The sequence below is a fragment of the Dyadobacter sp. CY261 genome, assembly GCF_021440085.1.
GTDB lineage: Bacteria > Bacteroidota > Bacteroidia > Cytophagales > Spirosomataceae > Dyadobacter.
This window is the reverse complement of sequence record NZ_JAKCPW010000001.1, coordinates 1323081-1339110: the sequence shown is the minus strand read 5'-3', so window position 1 is coordinate 1339110 and position 16030 is coordinate 1323081. Positions and strand designations below refer to the sequence as shown.

The window sequence follows — 16030 nt, the reverse complement described above, 5'->3', positions numbered from 1 at the left end:
TCAATTCAAAATCCAATCACTCACATTCACTCACATTCACTCATTCACTCATTCACTCATCCACTCATCCACTCATCCACTCATTCACTCATTGACCAATGTTCCTCTTTGACGCCCACCTGGACCTTTCCATGAACGCCGTGGAATGGAACCGGGACCTTACCCAAGACCTTTATTCGATCCGCGAACGCGAAAAAGACCTCACCGACAAACCCGATCGCGGGAAGGGAGTCGTCAGCTTTCCCGAAATGCGGAAAGGCAATATCGGCATTTGCGTAGCCACGCAAATCGGCCGTTATATCAAACCCGACAGCAAGATTCCTGGCTGGCATTCGCAGGCGCAGGCTTGGGCCATCACGCAGGCGCAGGTTGCCTGGTACAAAGCCATGGAAGATGCCGGCGAAATGGTGCAGATCACCGGACTGGCAGGGCTTCGTAACCACCTCGAACTTTGGCAAAATGCCGAATCGACGGAAGGCCTGCCTATCGGCTACATTCTGAGCCTCGAAGGTGCCGATTCATTTGTAAGTCTCAAAAACCTCGAAACCGCTTATGGTTACGGCTTGCGCGCCATCGGACCCGCGCATTATGGCCCGGGCGTATATGCCTATGGAACGGATTCTGATGCTCCGCTAAGCGAAAGAGGCAAAGACCTGCTCCGCGAAATGGATCAACTGGATATGATCCTCGACGCCACGCATTTGTGCGATACGGCATTCTGGGAAGCCATGGATTTGTATCGTGGGCCGGTATGGGCGAGCCATAACCTGGTGCGCGCCATCACCCCGCATAACCGCCAGTTTTCGGACGAAATGATCAAAGTGTTGCTCGATCGCGGCGCGGTGATCGGCATGGCGTTTGATGCCTGGATGATGATCCCCGGCTGGATACGCGGTAAATCGACACCGGAAAATACCGGCCTGAAAATCGAACATGTCGTGCAGCACATCGACCACATTTGTCAGATTGCAGGCAATGCATTGCATGTTGGGATCGGTTCCGACCTCGATGGCGCTTACGGCAAAGAGCAGTCACCTGGTGACATGGACTCAATCGCAGATTTGCAGACCATCCCTGCACTACTTCGGCAACGTGGTTACACGGAAAGCGACATTGAGCATATTATGTGGCGAAACTGGGTCGGTTTTCTGGAAAGAAACTGGGCTTGACCACATTAGCCCACTCATTTAGAAGAATTTATTAAATCTAATAAATTCTTAATATAGCACTAAAAGGAGTTCTCAAAAAAGCTTCGCAACTTGGTATCATGGTTGCGAGGCTTTTTTATTTTTATAGAAAATATTAACCCTACTTATTTGTAATCATTTTAAATAAGAGCTATTTTTGACAAATTAAATCAGCGATCTGAGTTGATTTGGTAACATCCCGCCAAATTCAAGTAAACAACAATGGGCAATACATATAAAATTTTCTTCCGAACCCACATTCAGGCAAGCAAGTCGTTGCAGCAATTGCATGACTGTCTGAAACAATTGAATGTTAAGCACTGGGCCTACGATTTTCAGGATTTTCTACTGACCCTGACTTCCGAACTATCTGATTTCACACGTATCCAGTTGGCATTGCGCTCCGCGGGATATGTATGCCACTTTATTAAACTCGAAAACATAAATGAAACCCGGTTGGAAACCAACGGCATTTCACTGGCGTAGCAGCACTTACTGACCGTTTATCACTTGTTCAAATGCCCTTTTTTCACAAGCAGTTCCGGCTTCCGGAGCTGCTTTTTTGTACATAAAAAGCCGGCGCAGGAGCTCTGCACCAGCTGTCGCTTCTATTTTTGGACTAATAAATGCTTTGTGGTACCAGGTTCCGCTTGGCTTGACGCATATGGCGCTCGTTGTGCGCGATGATGAACTGGAAAACATCACCGACCTTCATGCGGATGAATGGCAGGATCGACACAGGAATGCGCATGGCGTCAAGATCTTTGTTTAAGCCGCTACGTAGAAGGCGCAAAAGCTCCTCTTGCTGACGGATAAACTCGCTCACCACTACTGCTGCATTAAGGTCTGATGGCGGAATGTGCCCTTTGAAGGCTTTATATTTTCGCTTCCCGGTGTCAGGGTCCATCATTTTGGCGAAATAGGCACCTATCCAAGTGCTGGTGAAATCTTCCTTTGAACTGTACGGTGCCACATGGAGCTTTTCACGCATTTTAGGCAGATAGTAATACCCGTAACTATTCAGGTGATCGAGACATTGCGCGATACTCCATCCGCCGGTGGCCGACGGCCGGTTCAGAAACTCGTTGTCCAGGTTTTGAAATAATGCAACCACATCCGTGATATGTTGTTCAACCTGGTCGTCGAGCCGTAGCAGCAGTTCTTTCTTATTGACAGTTTTCATGGGGTTCGATAATTTTGACAATGCAAAGTTGTGCAACGCGGCTTATGAAATATTTGGTAAAAACCAACATTTTCATATCCGGACCTTGTTCACAAGCTTGCTGAAATTCGTTGGATCGATTCCCAGATAAGTGGCGAGGTATTTGTGCGGCACCAGTTGCAGGATATGCGGGCTACGTTTGAGCAGGTTCCTGAATTTGTCTTCCGAAGAAAAGCATTGCACCTCTACGAGCCGTTCCAGAATTCCCGATAGTGTTTGAGTGATGCCTCTCCGTAACATGCGCTCGATAGCCGGTCGCTGCTGTGCAAGCTCCTTGAACTCCGCATAAGGTGCACGGATAAAGCTTGAAGGTGTAAGCGTCTCATAATAGTAGCGCGAAGGTACTTCCAGCAGTACCGAATCGATAATACCTCCGAACGATGGCCGGTAGGTGAAGGCAAGCGTCGCCTCGCGGTTCTGATCATCGAGATAGTAGATTCGCTGGACACCCTCTGTCACAAAATAGAGATAGCGTTCCGTTTCGCCGGGCACGGAAATGATTTCCTTCCTTCTTGCCGAAAAGGGTTTCCAAATCCGGGACAAGGCGTCCCAGTCGGCTGCGTCGAGCGGATGAATGGCCTGCACGACCGATTGAAGCAATTTTAGCGATTCCTCCATAGAACCGCTAAAATACAAAAGCCGTCGCTACTCGCCTACCGGCGACACCATAAAATGCAGGAAATGAAAAACTTCGTCCTGGCTCCGGATATGGTTGCGCGCCGCGGAAAGGTCGTCTCCTATCTTGATGGTAAATGAAGTGTCCGGTAATGCTTCGAACATATCCTCGTCGGTAGTATCGTCACCAATGGCCAGGATAAAATCAAAGTCACCAGCCTCTACGAACAAACGTGTAGCAGTTCCCTTGTTAAACGCAGTCTTTTTGACTTCAACCACCTTGCTCCCGTCAATCACCTGCAGGTTCAGTTCCGGCTGGACGTAATTCTTTAATTGCCAGAGGAGCTCCTGCGCGCGGCGGCTGGCATATTCCCTGTCTTCGGCGGTGCGGTAGTGCCATGCCAACGCAGTTTCCTTTTCTTCTACGAACGCACCCGGGCAGCGTTTGGCGTAGATCTGCATCATCGGCCGGATGCTGTCTTTCCAGTTCTCCTCATAGCCTTCATTAAGCTGCCATTCACCGGAGTCTTTTGCTTTAATTAGAGCGCCGTGTTCGGCGATCATATGCACGGGAAGATCGCTGAAAAGTTTGTCCAGAAAATAACGGTCACGACCGCTAACGATCACTACAGTGTCGCGCTTGGCGATGTCTTGCAACAGTTTTTTGACATCATCGGTCATAATGGCCTGGGCCGGATCCGGCACGATCGGTGCGAGTGTGCCGTCGTAATCGAAAAACAGGATCCGATTATTTGTGGATTGGTAAGCTGACCGGATCGTATCAATGCCTTTGTTGTTCAGGAAAACCTGACGCAATCGGCCATGTTCTAATTCAAGCATTGTCATTTGGGTAAAAAAATCATTGGTCCATGCGAAAACATCATAATCGTGAATCCTTTCTCGCATGGCCTCCATGCGTTTATTTTGTTCACCATCAGGCATTTCAAATGCGGTTTTAATCGCATCCGCAATGTCCTGCCGGTCGAGCGGATTGATGATCAGCGCCTCGCCTAACTCCGCGGCGGCACCAGCCATCTCACTTAAAATGAGTACACCCTTGCCGTCTTTACGGCTCGCGACATACTCTTTGCAAACAAGGTTCATCCCGTCGCGTACGGGTGTGATGAGTGCGACGTCGCTCGCGGTATACATGCCTACCAGCTCGTGATAAGGCATAGAGCGATATTGATAAATAATCGGCTGCCACGAAATGCTTCCGAAGTCGGCATTGATCTTACCAACCGTCTGGTCAATATCCGACTTCATCTGCTGATACTGCTCGATTGTGTCCCGTGAGGGCACCACCGTCATCACGAAAGATACCCTTTCGTGCCATTGAGGATTTAGTTCGAGAAAGCGCTGGTAACCGTGCAAACGATGGATAATGCCTTTGGAGTAATCGAGACGGTCGACCGAGAAAATGATTTTTTCTTTCAGCGACTGGCGGGCATCCGCGCGGGAAGCGGCCACATCGGGGTCGTCGTAGGCATCGTTGAACTTGTCGAAGTCAATACTGATCGGAAAAGAATCGACTTTTACGATGCGGTTGCCCATGTTGATGTAATGCAATTTATTCCCCAGTTCGGAGACAAGTCTCGCCGCTTTCAGGAAATACTCCACATAGTCGTTGGTATGAAAGCCGACCACATCGGCACCGAGAATACCGTCGACGATGGCCTTTCTCCAGACAACCGGCAACAGCCGGAATATCTCGAACGAAGGAAATGGTATGTGAAAAAAGAAGCCGATCTTATTCTCGGGAAATGCCTCGCGAATGAGTTTGGGCAAAAGCATCAATTGGTAATCCTGGACCCAGATCACATCCCCTGGCTGTATGACCTCCCGGACCTTTTCAAAAAACAACCGGTTGGCTTCCTGGTAGGCTTCAAAATAGATATCGTGGAAGCGCGCGAGCGAAGGAAAATAATGGCATAGCGGCCATATCAGATTGTTACAGAAGCCCTCATAATAATTTTCGTTGAGCTCATCGGCGATGAATACCGGATGTGCATGAAAGCTTTCATTTTCCAGCGACTGTCCTTCAAGCTCTTCGGGTGTATTCTCCGAAAAGCCGATCCACTGAATTTTCTGATGGGCATCGAAAGCCTGATTATCCTGATCCTTGACCAGCGAAAGTACCGCCGAAACAAGACCGCCGGAGTTTTGAAATAATCGGGAGACATCACCGTCACGAACTATCTTGAACGGTAACCGGTATGCGACTATGATGAGCCTTCCCGCGTTGGCTGACTGAGATGAACTTTCCATAATATACCCGTAAGGCCTCAAAAGCCATGCCAAAAGGGCAATGGACATGCATTGCCTCTCCTGGTGCAGGAAATACGGCAGGTATTGCTATTCCGAAGGTTTTGCCCCTACTCTATCAAAAAATGAGTTCCCTATCAATTCGATAAGCTTTGGCTGCTCCGTCCAAATGTATTACTTTCGCTTCTGCAACCTCTTTTATCACATTACAGGAATCGGTGGTCCGTCAAATGGAAGTTCCGGAGCCGGCCAAATGCACCGGCAAGCAATAACAATTGCTGTTTTCCATGAGTTAATGTGATAACTGACCACAAATACAGGCCTTAAAGCCCAAGATTAGTCAAGGACTACAATCTCGTAACCGCAGATTAATAGCTGTGCCACGCTTTGTTGTGGGTTGCAGGCGGCCGATAAAGGCCGCCATTTTTTTGCCCTTTTGCAAATCTCCGCCCCATGCTGTTTATTTGTCTACTAACCCAGTAGAATATTCTTGAATATCTATTCCGAACGGGCGCTTGCAGATATGATCCGAACTTATCCTAACCTGACTTACACGCTTCTGATGCTTTTGCTGGCGACGTCCGCAATGCTGTTTTTCCGTAAAAAAAGCCTCGCCGATGGTGCATTTCGGAAGCCAAATGTCATTTACATACTCGCCGATGATCTGGGCTACGGCGACCTTGCATGCCTCAACCCGCAATCTCAGATCAAAACACCGAATCTCGACCGCCTTGCCCAGGACGGCATAACTTTCACAGACGCGCATTCGGGCTCCGCGGTGTGCACGCCTACGCGTTATGGCATTCTTACCGGACGCTATGCATTTCGCTCACGACTGAAAAAGGGCGTGTTAGGCGGCTATCATCCCATGCTTATCGAACGCGATCGGTTTACCGTTGCAGATCTGATGAAAAAGGCCGGTTAGCGGACTGGTGTAATCGGCAAATGGCATCTCGGTCTGGATTGGGCCAAAACGGATGCTTCGAAAACCACCGATCCGAGTGTGTACGATGATTGGACTTCTACTGAAAACCTTTCCATTGAGAAAGGCACTACGGCTAGCCCGAATGACCTCGGTTTCGATTACAGCTATGTGATACCGGCCTCCCTGGACATTGCCCCATACGTTTACGTCCGTAACGGGAAGCCCGTGGACGCAAAGATCGTCGACATTGCCGGACGTAACACGCCCCGCGGTGTTTTTTGGCGGGATGGGAAAGGTTCGGCCAGCTTCAGAATTCCGCGGACGCTGGATGTTTTCGGGCAGGAAGCCAGGCATTTCATTGCCAATGCGGGCAGAAATAAATCGCAGCCCTTTTTCCTATACCTACCGCTGTCGAGCCCGCACACGCCCTGGGTTCCGTCGGAGAAGCACCAAAATACTTCCAATGCCGGCCTGTATGGTGACTTTGTACAACATACCGATGCTGTCGTGGGCGAATTGTTGCGCACACTCGACAGTCTCGGCATTGCCGATAACACACTGGTTATTTTCACATCGGACAACGGTGCCGACTGGAAACCGGGCGACAAGCAATTGTACCCATCACATCAGGCCAACTACATTTTCAGAGGAGAAAAGTCGGATATCTGGGAAGGCGGCCACCACGTGCCATTCATCGCGCGTTGGCCGGCGGGCATCGAAAAAGGCTCTGAAAGCGCACAGACGATCTGTCTCGCCGACCTGATGGCTACTTTGGCTTCCCTAACCGGTCAAAAACTGGATAGCAAAAACGGTCAGGACAGTTTTAGTTTCGCCTCGCTATTTCAAAATCCGGGCGACCGCAAGCCAGTCCGGCCCAGCATTATCCATCATTCCGTCGAAGGCATGTTTGCAATACGCCGGGTCAAATGGAAGTTTATCGACGGCAAAGGCAGTGGTGGCTGGTCATCCAAAGGCAATGCATCCGATCCTGCCGGGCAGCTTTATGATATGGAAAGCGACCCGCGTGAAACGACTAATCTTTACGAGCAGCAACCCGAGATTGTGAAGGAGCTAAAGTTGCTTTTGGAAAAACAGAAAGAGCAGGGTTATTCACGGGAATTGTAAATGCATTTAAAAGCCCGCTTTCTGGCTACGACCCAGGAAATAATATAGTATTCCTCCAATGTAGGGAAAGCAAACAATGACAATAATCCATACCAACTTGTTGATATCCTTTTTGAAATCGCTTTTGATCGCGTCGATTAATGCCCAGATTGTAATTGCAAGTGGAATAAGAATAAAGAGAAACATTAATTCCATTCCTCCCAATCCCATAAAAAGCAGCACGGTCGATATCATCACAATTTACCTTGCTGAGTAATGGATTTTTGGCTGCGTGCCAAAAGAAAATATAAAATCCCGCCCAGGAATGGTACACAGATGATCACGATTATCCAAATGAGCTTGTTAATATCCTTGGTGAAATTACTTCGGATCGCATCGATCAAGGCCCAAAGCGTCAGCAGCAAAGGCAGTAACATGGCGGAAATCAGAATCAATTCCATTTGACCCAGCCCGAGAAACAAAGAAGTGATCATATTATTTGGAGTTATATTTAGGCCAAAGTAATATAAGTTTTATTATTAACAAATTAATTTCCAACACGCATTAGCTAATAAATAAAGGCAGCGAAATTCATCTCGCTGCCCCGATGATCTCCGTTTCTTAAACTTCAAAAGAAGGTTCTCATTGCCTCCATGTAATCTTCAATAGGCATCGAATGACGCATTTCCATCAATTGGTTTCCCGTAGCACCGATCACGTTGCGGAATTTTTTGTTCGCGCCGGTTGCGAGGCTGTAAATGACGTTTACGATATCCATTGGATCGTCCAGCAGACTGTCGTCCCTTTTATTCATCAATGATTTCAGCTTATCCGTCAGCTCGTTGTAAGCCGTAATTTCCGGATTGGTGTTCCAAACAATATTCTCCCCGAAATTGTTACCTTTCGAACCTCCCTGCTCAATTAGCCGCAACTCAATATTCAGCGGCTTCAATTCGTAATACAATCCTTCGATCAGACCTTCCAGGGCAAACTTGGACATGTTGTAGAGCGACCCGAGTGGTACCGCCGTGGTGATGCCCATAAAGGAACTGATATTGATAAACATCCCTCCCCCATTCGCTCTGAAATGCGGTAGAAATGCCCGGATCACATTGATCGGGCCACGCGCATTGACCGCGAACTGCCAATCGATATCTGCTTCCTCAGCCAGTTCCAGCGCCCCGTAAGTACCCATCCCGGCATTGTTGACTACCACATCTATTTGACCAAAAGCTTCGATCGCCTGCTTCGTCGCTGTTTTGATCTGATCAACATTGGTCACGTCGAGTTTAAAAATCCGAACATTTTTGTAAGCTGTCAGCTCGTTTTCCTTCTCGGGTGTACGCATTGTTGCGGCTACATTCCAACCTTGCTCCGCGAAATATTTAGCTGTCAGTTTACCAAGTCCGCTGCTGGTACCAGTTATGAAAATTGTTTTTTGCTTGCTCATCTTAAATAAATTTTGATTTGATATTACAAAGCTACCCGCCAGTGGTATAACTTTGTAATCAGTATCACAGAGTATACCAACTACGGCAATGGCAACACCATCATTAGTAAGAAACCAGTCAGAAGAAGTGAAAGCTTTGCAGGATACGATTTATGTGATCGGCGGCAAATGGAAGTTGCCCATTATCAATTCGATTTGTAACGGCAACAAGCGTTTCAGGGAGATCGAACGAAGCATTCCCGGCATCACCACGCGGATGCTTTCGAGGGAATTGAAGGAAATGGAAATGAATAAGCTGATCAAGCGGACCGTATATCCCGATTCGCCCGTCCTGGTTGAATACGAATCAACGCCCTATTGCAAGACGTTCGGCAACATCATCCTTGCGATGATTGAATGGGGCAAGGAGCACAAAAAGTACATTATCGAACAGCCGGAATAGGTCCAAAGCTCACCGAAAAACTAGTTTTGGACCTATTTGATCAATCCTTTTCCGAAAAGGTCATCAAACAATAACTGGGCTGCCGGTGAAACCTTGGGCCGCTCGGCATAGCTCAGCCAGGCTACATCATCAATTTCTGCGGCCGCCTGCACTTCTCCCCTTTCGGAAGTCGTGTAGCAACGCAGCCTAACCATCACACCCTCGGGCTGGCCATGCGCCTGTGCCAGGAATTCGCCATAAAATTCCAGTAAAGACGGGGTTAGCGAAATGCTAAGTTCCTCCGATATTTCCCGTACCAAAGCGTCCTCGTCCGACTCGCCGACCTCGCGTTTTCCACCTGGAATGTAGAACAAATCGCGACCACGGCTTCGGGCCGCGAGTATTTTGAGGTCTTTAATATAAATAAGAGCCAGTTTATCAATCATAGCCAGGCGGTTTGGGCATGTTGAGCTATTGCACCAATCTCCAATTCCAACCAAAGTAACTAAAAGTAAATCTTAAACCTAAAACCCCTTTCCATTCCAGGACCATCCTAAACAAAAAGCCTAGTCCCATGAAAAAACTGCTACTTCTCACATTCATTATAACAACATCACTAGCGATTTCTTGCTCAAAAAAGGATCCGGAACCTCGGTACGGATGTGAAGGAGACACCGAGTTAACCGTCACCCATGTACAAGCGGTGTATCAGGGCAATGGCTTTTTTACTTTTGACGCTGGCGCGCCATATGGCGCTTCGGGTGCATGGGCTTGTAAAGTGGATTCGGGCTGGGTCAAAAGTGATGATCCGAAGAAGACTAATTACATCATCAGCGGCAACATCAAAAAGGTTCGCTTCATAGGCCCTACATTGATCGCCGTTTACCCTCCGATTGAAATCACGGCTATTCACAAGAATTAGTTTTCCAAGATCTTCTCAAAACAAACACTATTCTCCACGCCTATGTACTGTCCATAATTGGCAATGCGCCGATAGCCGTTCTTTTCATAAAGCGCAATGGCCTCGGGCTGGCGCTTGCCGGTTTCAAGGACGCATTTGAGATAGCCCATTTCCTTTGCCCAAGTTTCCAGCTCGGTGAGGAGGCGCGTGGCGATGCCTTTGTTGCGGCCGTCGGGTGAAACGTACATTCGCTTTACTTCCATCGCCTCATCGGTGAATGCCTTGATGGCCCCGCATCCGATAGGCTGGCCGTTTTCGTAGCACACTACCGCGTGGCGGATCTTGTCTATTTTATTGAATTGGGAATAAAACCCATGGTCGGCACCATCGCGAATCGCAAGATCGGCATCGAGGAGTTTTACCAGGCTTTTGAAATCTTCATCGTCGGAGTCGGTTCTTCTTAAATTAGTCATTGCAATTCTTCGAGTTCTACCACTTTGGGCGTTCTTGTAAGCCAGTGGATAATCAGCCACGCCACAAGATAGGTAAATCCGCAGATTGTAAAAATGATGTTGTAGCCCGCCTGAATGTTTCCTGCCGCTTTATAGCTATCGAGCAAGTTGCCGATCAGGATCGGAAAAAGGATGCCGCCCACGGCCCCCGCCATGCCGCCGATTCCTACGACCGAGCTTACAGCCTGCTTTGGAAAAAGGTCAGAAGGCAATGTAAACACGTTCGTTGCCCAGGCCTGATGCAATGCTACCGCAAGACTGATCAGGCCAACCGCCATCCAGACGCCGCTGGAAAACTGGATCAGTATCACCGATAATTCGCAGAATGCCAAACCCAGCAACACGGCCTTCCGCGCTTTGAGCGTAGGCCAGCCCCGTTTAATCAACCAGGACGACAAATAGCCACCGCCAATGCTGCCAACTGTGGTGGCCGTATAAATCAGCATCAACTCAAAACTCGGCTTTTTAAGGTCGAGATTAAATGTTGACGCAAAGTAGGAAGGCAGCCAGAACAGGAAGAACCAGTAAATCGGGTCGATGAGCCCTTTGCCAGTAATGTAGGCCCAGGTTTGCGGAAATGTAAAAAGCTTGGCCCATTTAACGGGTTGTTTCTCTGCTTCGCTCTCATCCTGGTCCTGGCCGCTGAGAATGTAATGCAGCTCTTCGCTCGTCAGGCGCTTTTGTTTGACCGGAATATCATAAAAAATCCACCAGAATATCAGCCACACGAAACCCAGTGCCCCGGTGATCCAGAATACCTCCTGCCAGCCATAAGCGCTCAAAATCCAGGGCACGAGCATCAGCGCCACCACCACACCCACGCTCGTTCCTGCATTGAAGAGCCCCGTTGCCAGGGCCCGCTCCTTTTTGGGAAACCATTCGGCCACCGTTTTAACGGCCGCGGGATAATTACCAGCCTCGCCGAGCCCCAACCCGATCCGCGCCAACCCAAACCCGAACGCGCTGCGGGCTACGGCGTGCAGCATACCCGCTATACTCCAGAACACGATCGTAAATGAATACCCCGCCTTCGTTCCGATCTTGTCGATTAGCCAGCCAAAGGCGAGCAAACCGATCGCATAAGCGGCCGTAAAGGCCATGACAATGCGCGCGAAGTCGGTTTCCGTCCATACAAATTCTTTTTCCAGAATGGGTTTCAGCAAGCCGATGATCTGCCGGTCAAGGTAATTGATGGTCGTGGCGAGAAATAGCAGGATCACGACGACCCAGCGGTAATTCCTGATTTTACCCATTTGTTAAGCGAGTTTTTGTGCGAATTGAAGGAAATGTGCTTTCAGGCCGTCCCAGTCTTTGTCGTGGATAAGCTTTTTGTCAAAAAGCTGCCCGCCAATACCCAGGCCGTTGGCGCCGGCTTGAAGGAATGCCGTCATGTTTTCGAGGCTTACGCCGCCGGTTGGAAGTAGTTTTAGCTGGTTCATCGGGGCTTTGAGATCTTTTATATATTCCGGCCCCAGTGCTGTGGCGGGATAGATTTTCACCATCGACGCGCCCAGTGACCATGCATTAAAGATTTCAGTAGGTGTATAAGCGCCCGGGAACACGGGAATGCCCTTTTTTACACAGGACTTAATCACCTTTTTATTCAGTACCGGCGTCACCACAAACTGCGCACCAGCATCGAGCGCCAGTTCCAGATCTTCCTTGGTACAAACGGTCCCGGCGCCGATATTCAATCCGTAGTGCTCATTCTCCAATGCATAGCGGATGATGTCGGTCGCCCCCGGTGTGTTCATGGTGATCTCAACGGTCGTCAGGCCGGCTTCCCGGTAAATGGGGAGGATTTTTTTGACGTCCTCCGGTGACACGTTACGGATGATTCCAACCAGTGGCGCCTTGTTGAACAATTCCCAGGAAAATGTACTTTCACTCATAGCTTTGTTTTATTCAATGATACATGTAGGTTCTCAAAAATCCGGATATGTCCGGTCGTCGCGGCGCGGTCTACAATCTCCGACGGGATAATAGTCGTCCTTCCCGCCAGCCCGAGCGTCTCGATCGCGGCTTTGTACAATTGATAGAGGTTATTGCCACCACAAAGCACGAGGTGCGCATTTGTTTCTCTGGTCAGGTCACGAATTTCACAGCCAATCAAAAGCCCGCTCAAGAACATTCCGTTTTCGCGTTTATTCAATAAATCAAAAAGCTGGTTGGTTCTTACTGTAAACAATGCATTTAAAATATTCCCCGAGCCCGATTCGCGTATGCCTTCGCGGAAAGCCTCGGCGGCCTCGGCACTGAAATCGGGCTGGCGATAGTGGTCGACAGAGTCTTTCAGAATACTGTGATTGGCCATGAGATTGAAGACCTCTCCGGTCATAAATGTCTTGAAATCAATCAATCGGCCATCCCGCACAAACATATGCTTGGAATGCGTGCCTGGAAAAATAAATATGGCGTCGCGCCCGGAAAGGTCTATTGCTGCTCCTAACCCGATCAGCTGTGTTTCTTCGCCGCGCATCACGTCGTGATCACTCCTGACGCCGGATATGAGGGTGATCTCGTGCGGAAAATCGTTCTGCTCTTCATATTGTTTTATACCCAAATGGCTCCCGTCCAATGCAAAGGGTAACCGCGCATAAGGCAGCTCCTGCATGCCTATGGACGATGACGCCATTCCGGAAAGTATGACAGGCAATCCGGCAATATCCAAACCGGTTTGCTTGCGCAAGGCGATAATCTGCGTCGAAATAATTGAGCGATAGTAGACGCCACGTGGCACATGATCCGCCTGGTGTACCTCCTGCCAGGCATTGTACACCGCACCAATGCCATTCGGCGACGTCACCTCTCCCACCACGTCATGATCCGCAACATTGACCAGCCTTAACCGAAACGAGGACGTTCCCCAGTCACAACTTAGCAGGTGTTTGCTCATAGCTTCTTTCTTTGTTAGGTACTCAAGACTGAAATCTCGGGTTGGTAAATGTTTGTGCCTCCGGTTGCCTTCCGTCGACTTAAGTCGACGGGAAGGAGATACGCTAATACACTATGGTAATGCAAATGCAATATAGTTTCCACCTGGTTTCAGCCCGTACCTGGTGCCGCCGGCTGCGATCGCAATATATTGCTTTCCGCCGACCATATAGGTAATGGGGGTTGCAAAACCACCGGCCGGGAGCTGGTATTCCCAAACGACCTTTCCGGTTTTAATATCGAATGCTCTCAATTTTTCATCATAAGTCGCTGCGATGAATAGCAAGCCGCCTGCCGTTACGAGCGGGCCACCGTGGTTTTCGGTGCCGGTTGGCGGGATGCCCTGGCGGGCGAGCTCGGGATATTCGCCGAGCGTCACTTTCCAGAGGTATTCGCCGGTGTTCATATCAATTGCATTCAACGTACCCCAGGGTGGTTTGATCGCCGGATAATTGTCCTGATCGCGAAACTGTACATTGCCGTTGTTGACGTATGGCGGTATATAGGGAAAGTCGGCGTTGCTTTTCGTGTTTACATCCGCTGTTTGTGCGTGAATGTCATTCGCGGCAGGTTTGTTTTCGGTCCTCAAAAGGAAATCAACGATCGCTGCACGGTCTTCTTTTGAAATGTGCTGGAAAGAAGGCATCCGTCCCCGCCCTGTTTCGAGCAATGTGCCGATCTGCTCCCGGTTCATACGCTTTCCAATATCCTTCAACACCGGATAAGCCTGTGAAGCAGCAGAAACAGTTTTCGTGTCGGTAGCGTGGCAAGCAGCACAATTAGTATTAAACAATACCTGGCCCTTTGATAACACCTGCCCCTCCTTCCCCAACTTGCCGTCGCGCATTTTGAGCCACCATAGCATATTATTGCCATTCACATACACGACACCACTGGGATCGGCCGCGGTACCGCCCCATTCCGCTCCTCCGCCGATGCCATAAAGCAATCCGCCGAGGGTATCGGGTGGCTGGTTTTTGGGCCCTTTATTGCTGTTGAGATAGCGATCGAGCACGTAAGCGTGCGCTCCGGGTGTTCGGTTGGTAATGTCGGTTTCGGTTAATGTCTGATTGGCAAATGGAGCCGGTTTGGTTGGCACGGGCTGCGTCGGCCAGGGATCGTCTCCGGGCAGCGGTTTCGATTTCGGGACAGGCACTTCCTGCACGGGGAAAAGCGGCTTTCCGGTATCCCTGTTCAAAAGAAAAATATAACCGTCTTTGGTAGCCTGTGCCACAGCGTCGACCATCTTGCCGTCCCTTTTAACGCTGATCAGGTTTGGCGGGCAAGGAATGTCGCGGTCCCAAAGGTCATGATGAACTGTCTGAAAATGCCATACACGCTTGCCTGTTGCCGCATTGAGCGCAATTACACAGTTGGCAAAAAGATTGCTGCCCTTTCGGGCCGCTCCATAGAAGTCAACCGACGGGGAACCGGTTCCCATGAAGACCATTCCGCGCTTTTCGTCGATCACCATACCCGCCCAGCAGTTGGCGCCACCAAGCTTTTTGTAGGAGTCTTTTGACCAGGTTTCATATCCATATTCACCCGGCAGCGGAATCGTCCTAAACACCCAAGCTACCTTACCCGTGCGCACATCGAATGCGCGGATATGCCCCGGCAATGCGTCCCCGCCTTCCGACACAGAAGAGCCAGTGATTAGCAGATTCTTGTAAATAACACCGGGCGTTGTATTCCGGATATTGAACTGATAAAGATCATAGCCATAAGTTTCCTTATCGCCCAGGCCGTCATGAAAATCGACCTCGCCATTTTTACCAAAACCTTCGACCAGCTTGCCAGTCTCCGCATTTATTGCGAATAATGAAGGTCCTGCCGTGAAAAGAATGCGCTTATCCTTCCCCTCCGACCAATACACGACCCCGCGCATCGGATGAAACCTCGGCCTCTTTCCTTCGAATGGATCAAACTTCCAGAGCTCCTTTCCCGTAGCTGCCTCAATGGCAAATACCTTCAACCGCGGCGTAGTGCCGTACATAACGCCATCTATCACGATCGGCTGGCATTGAATATCCATCCCGCGCTCGCCGGGCTTGTTGTTTTCGCCGGTATCGTAGGTCCAGGCCGGTTTCAGGCTTGCGACATTGCCTTTGTTGATTTGGGCCAATGCCGAATAGCGATTGCCAGCATTATTACCGCCATAGACCGGCCAGTCGGCATTTTGCCGATCATCCTGCGTGGCTGGTTTAAGGCCGCAAAAAATGGCCGATAAGGATAGCAGTAAAGCGTATTTAACAGGAATACGGGTCATCAGAATCGGAATGTTGGCTGTATGTTAATGCATCTGCCGTTTTTGCAAGCGCATGGTAATTGGGGTATCGCCCGCCTTCGCCTCCGCCCGCCTTCGACTGCGCTCAGGCTGACAAATACGCAATGTCAGCCTGATACATGCACAACGTCAGTCAGACAAATAAGCAATGTCAGCCTGATACATGCACAACGTCAGTCAGACAAATAAGCAATGTCAGCCTGAGCG

The 16030-nt window shown here is 49.5% G+C and carries 16 protein-coding genes and 1 pseudogene; 5 read left to right on the top strand and 12 right to left on the bottom strand.

What is annotated here, in order from left to right:
• Window positions 1–98: 98 nt before the first annotated feature.
• Complete coding sequence (locus LZD49_RS05325) at window positions 99–1169, top strand: dipeptidase (RefSeq protein ID WP_234666284.1); 1071 nt, start codon at window positions 99–101, stop codon at window positions 1167–1169.
• Window positions 1170–1409: 240 nt separating this feature from the next.
• Window positions 1410–1673, top strand: a complete 264-nt coding sequence (locus LZD49_RS05320) for a hypothetical protein (protein WP_234666283.1) — start codon at window positions 1410–1412, stop codon at window positions 1671–1673.
• A gap of 133 nt (window positions 1674–1806) precedes the next feature.
• On the opposite strand, the gene LZD49_RS05315 is transcribed toward LZD49_RS05320, so the two are convergent.
• The 3 genes from LZD49_RS05315 to LZD49_RS05305 form a co-directional block, all read right to left on the bottom strand.
• Complete coding sequence (locus tag LZD49_RS05315) at window positions 1807–2370, bottom strand: DinB family protein (protein WP_234666282.1); 564 nt, start codon at window positions 2368–2370, stop codon at window positions 1807–1809.
• 72 nt (window positions 2371–2442) lie between these two features.
• Window positions 2443–3027 (bottom strand): Crp/Fnr family transcriptional regulator, encoded by a 585-nt coding sequence (locus LZD49_RS05310; protein ID WP_234666281.1) that lies wholly within the window; start codon window positions 3025–3027, stop codon window positions 2443–2445.
• A 27-nt stretch (window positions 3028–3054) separates the two neighbouring features.
• On the bottom strand, window positions 3055–5292 hold the full coding sequence (locus LZD49_RS05305; protein ID WP_234666280.1) for a bifunctional alpha,alpha-trehalose-phosphate synthase (UDP-forming)/trehalose-phosphatase: 2238 nt from the start codon (window positions 5290–5292) through the stop codon (window positions 3055–3057).
• Window positions 5293–5812: 520 nt separating this feature from the next.
• Here LZD49_RS05305 and LZD49_RS05300 point away from each other — a divergent pair.
• Window positions 5813–7339 (top strand): annotated as a pseudogene (locus LZD49_RS05300) (sulfatase family protein).
• Window positions 7340–7345: 6 nt separating this feature from the next.
• Here LZD49_RS05300 and LZD49_RS05290 read toward each other — a convergent pair.
• The 3 genes from LZD49_RS05290 to LZD49_RS05280 all read right to left on the bottom strand — a co-directional run bounded on the left by LZD49_RS05290 (window position 7346) and on the right by LZD49_RS05280 (window position 8768).
• Entirely contained in the window at window positions 7346–7573 is a 228-nt protein-coding gene (locus tag LZD49_RS05290) for a PLDc N-terminal domain-containing protein (RefSeq protein WP_234666676.1), read from the bottom strand.
• Window positions 7573–7812: a PLDc N-terminal domain-containing protein gene (locus LZD49_RS05285; RefSeq protein WP_234666279.1), complete on the bottom strand. Its 240-nt coding sequence runs from the start codon at window positions 7810–7812 to the stop codon at window positions 7573–7575. Before LZD49_RS05285 ends, LZD49_RS05290 begins: the two co-directional genes overlap by 1 nt.
• A gap of 134 nt (window positions 7813–7946) precedes the next feature.
• Complete coding sequence (locus LZD49_RS05280; protein ID WP_234666278.1) at window positions 7947–8768, bottom strand: SDR family oxidoreductase; 822 nt, start codon at window positions 8766–8768, stop codon at window positions 7947–7949.
• An 88-nt stretch (window positions 8769–8856) separates the two neighbouring features.
• Here LZD49_RS05280 and LZD49_RS05275 point away from each other — a divergent pair, with 88 nt between their 5' ends.
• Window positions 8857–9210 (top strand): helix-turn-helix domain-containing protein, encoded by a 354-nt coding sequence (locus LZD49_RS05275; protein ID WP_234666277.1) that lies wholly within the window; start codon window positions 8857–8859, stop codon window positions 9208–9210.
• Window positions 9211–9242: 32 nt separating this feature from the next.
• On the opposite strand, the gene LZD49_RS05270 is transcribed toward LZD49_RS05275, so the two are convergent.
• The gene (locus LZD49_RS05270; protein WP_234666276.1) at window positions 9243–9635 is read right to left on the bottom strand and encodes an NUDIX domain-containing protein; all 393 of its coding nucleotides are present in this window, start codon (window positions 9633–9635) and stop codon (window positions 9243–9245) included.
• Between the two features lie 128 nt (window positions 9636–9763).
• Here LZD49_RS05270 and LZD49_RS05265 point away from each other — a divergent pair, with 128 nt between their 5' ends.
• On the top strand, window positions 9764–10111 hold the full coding sequence (locus LZD49_RS05265) for a hypothetical protein (protein WP_234666275.1): 348 nt from the start codon (window positions 9764–9766) through the stop codon (window positions 10109–10111).
• Here LZD49_RS05265 and LZD49_RS05260 read toward each other — a convergent pair.
• The 5 genes from LZD49_RS05260 to LZD49_RS05240 all read right to left on the bottom strand — a co-directional run bounded on the left by LZD49_RS05260 (window position 10108) and on the right by LZD49_RS05240 (window position 15805).
• A complete protein-coding gene (locus LZD49_RS05260; protein WP_234666274.1) occupies window positions 10108–10563 on the bottom strand; it encodes a GNAT family N-acetyltransferase in 456 nt (151 codons plus the stop codon). The two genes, LZD49_RS05265 and LZD49_RS05260, sit on opposite strands and share 4 nt — an antisense overlap.
• Window positions 10560–11855, bottom strand: coding sequence for an MFS transporter (locus LZD49_RS05255; protein WP_234666273.1), 1296 nt, complete (start codon window positions 11853–11855; stop codon window positions 10560–10562). Before LZD49_RS05255 ends, LZD49_RS05260 begins: the two co-directional genes overlap by 4 nt.
• Before the next feature lie 3 nt (window positions 11856–11858).
• Entirely contained in the window at window positions 11859–12494 is a 636-nt protein-coding gene (locus LZD49_RS05250) for a bifunctional 4-hydroxy-2-oxoglutarate aldolase/2-dehydro-3-deoxy-phosphogluconate aldolase (RefSeq protein ID WP_234666272.1), read from the bottom strand.
• Window positions 12491–13498 carry a 2-dehydro-3-deoxygalactonokinase gene (locus tag LZD49_RS05245; protein WP_234666271.1) on the bottom strand — a complete coding sequence of 336 codons (1008 nt, stop codon included), beginning with the start codon at window positions 13496–13498 and terminating at the stop codon, window positions 12491–12493. Before LZD49_RS05245 ends, LZD49_RS05250 begins: the two co-directional genes overlap by 4 nt.
• A 111-nt stretch (window positions 13499–13609) precedes the next feature.
• Complete coding sequence (locus LZD49_RS05240) at window positions 13610–15805, bottom strand: PQQ-binding-like beta-propeller repeat protein (protein WP_234666270.1); 2196 nt, start codon at window positions 15803–15805, stop codon at window positions 13610–13612.
• Window positions 15806–16030: the final 225 nt, after the last annotated feature.

What these genes read in the sequence shown, in the direction of transcription:
- LZD49_RS05325 (WP_234666284.1), top strand. Translation starts at nt 99, where the DNA reads ATGTTCCTCTTTGACGCCCACCTGGACCTTTCCATGAACGCCGTGGAA.
- LZD49_RS05320 (WP_234666283.1), top strand. Translation starts at nt 1,410, where the DNA reads ATGGGCAATACATATAAAATTTTCTTCCGAACCCACATTCAGGCAAGC.
- LZD49_RS05315 (WP_234666282.1), bottom strand. Translation starts at nt 2,370, where the DNA reads ATGAAAACTGTCAATAAGAAAGAACTGCTGCTACGGCTCGACGACCAG.
- LZD49_RS05310 (WP_234666281.1), bottom strand. Translation starts at nt 3,027, where the DNA reads ATGGAGGAATCGCTAAAATTGCTTCAATCGGTCGTGCAGGCCATTCAT.
- LZD49_RS05305 (WP_234666280.1), bottom strand. Translation starts at nt 5,292, where the DNA reads ATGGAAAGTTCATCTCAGTCAGCCAACGCGGGAAGGCTCATCATAGTC.
- LZD49_RS05290 (WP_234666676.1), bottom strand. Translation starts at nt 7,573, where the DNA reads ATGATATCGACCGTGCTGCTTTTTATGGGATTGGGAGGAATGGAATTA.
- LZD49_RS05285 (WP_234666279.1), bottom strand. Translation starts at nt 7,812, where the DNA reads ATGATCACTTCTTTGTTTCTCGGGCTGGGTCAAATGGAATTGATTCTG.
- LZD49_RS05280 (WP_234666278.1), bottom strand. Translation starts at nt 8,768, where the DNA reads ATGAGCAAGCAAAAAACAATTTTCATAACTGGTACCAGCAGCGGACTT.
- LZD49_RS05275 (WP_234666277.1), top strand. Translation starts at nt 8,857, where the DNA reads ATGGCAACACCATCATTAGTAAGAAACCAGTCAGAAGAAGTGAAAGCT.
- LZD49_RS05270 (WP_234666276.1), bottom strand. Translation starts at nt 9,635, where the DNA reads ATGATTGATAAACTGGCTCTTATTTATATTAAAGACCTCAAAATACTC.
- LZD49_RS05265 (WP_234666275.1), top strand. Translation starts at nt 9,764, where the DNA reads ATGAAAAAACTGCTACTTCTCACATTCATTATAACAACATCACTAGCG.
- LZD49_RS05260 (WP_234666274.1), bottom strand. Translation starts at nt 10,563, where the DNA reads ATGACTAATTTAAGAAGAACCGACTCCGACGATGAAGATTTCAAAAGC.
- LZD49_RS05255 (WP_234666273.1), bottom strand. Translation starts at nt 11,855, where the DNA reads ATGGGTAAAATCAGGAATTACCGCTGGGTCGTCGTGATCCTGCTATTT.
- LZD49_RS05250 (WP_234666272.1), bottom strand. Translation starts at nt 12,494, where the DNA reads ATGAGTGAAAGTACATTTTCCTGGGAATTGTTCAACAAGGCGCCACTG.
- LZD49_RS05245 (WP_234666271.1), bottom strand. Translation starts at nt 13,498, where the DNA reads ATGAGCAAACACCTGCTAAGTTGTGACTGGGGAACGTCCTCGTTTCGG.
- LZD49_RS05240 (WP_234666270.1), bottom strand. Translation starts at nt 15,805, where the DNA reads ATGACCCGTATTCCTGTTAAATACGCTTTACTGCTATCCTTATCGGCC.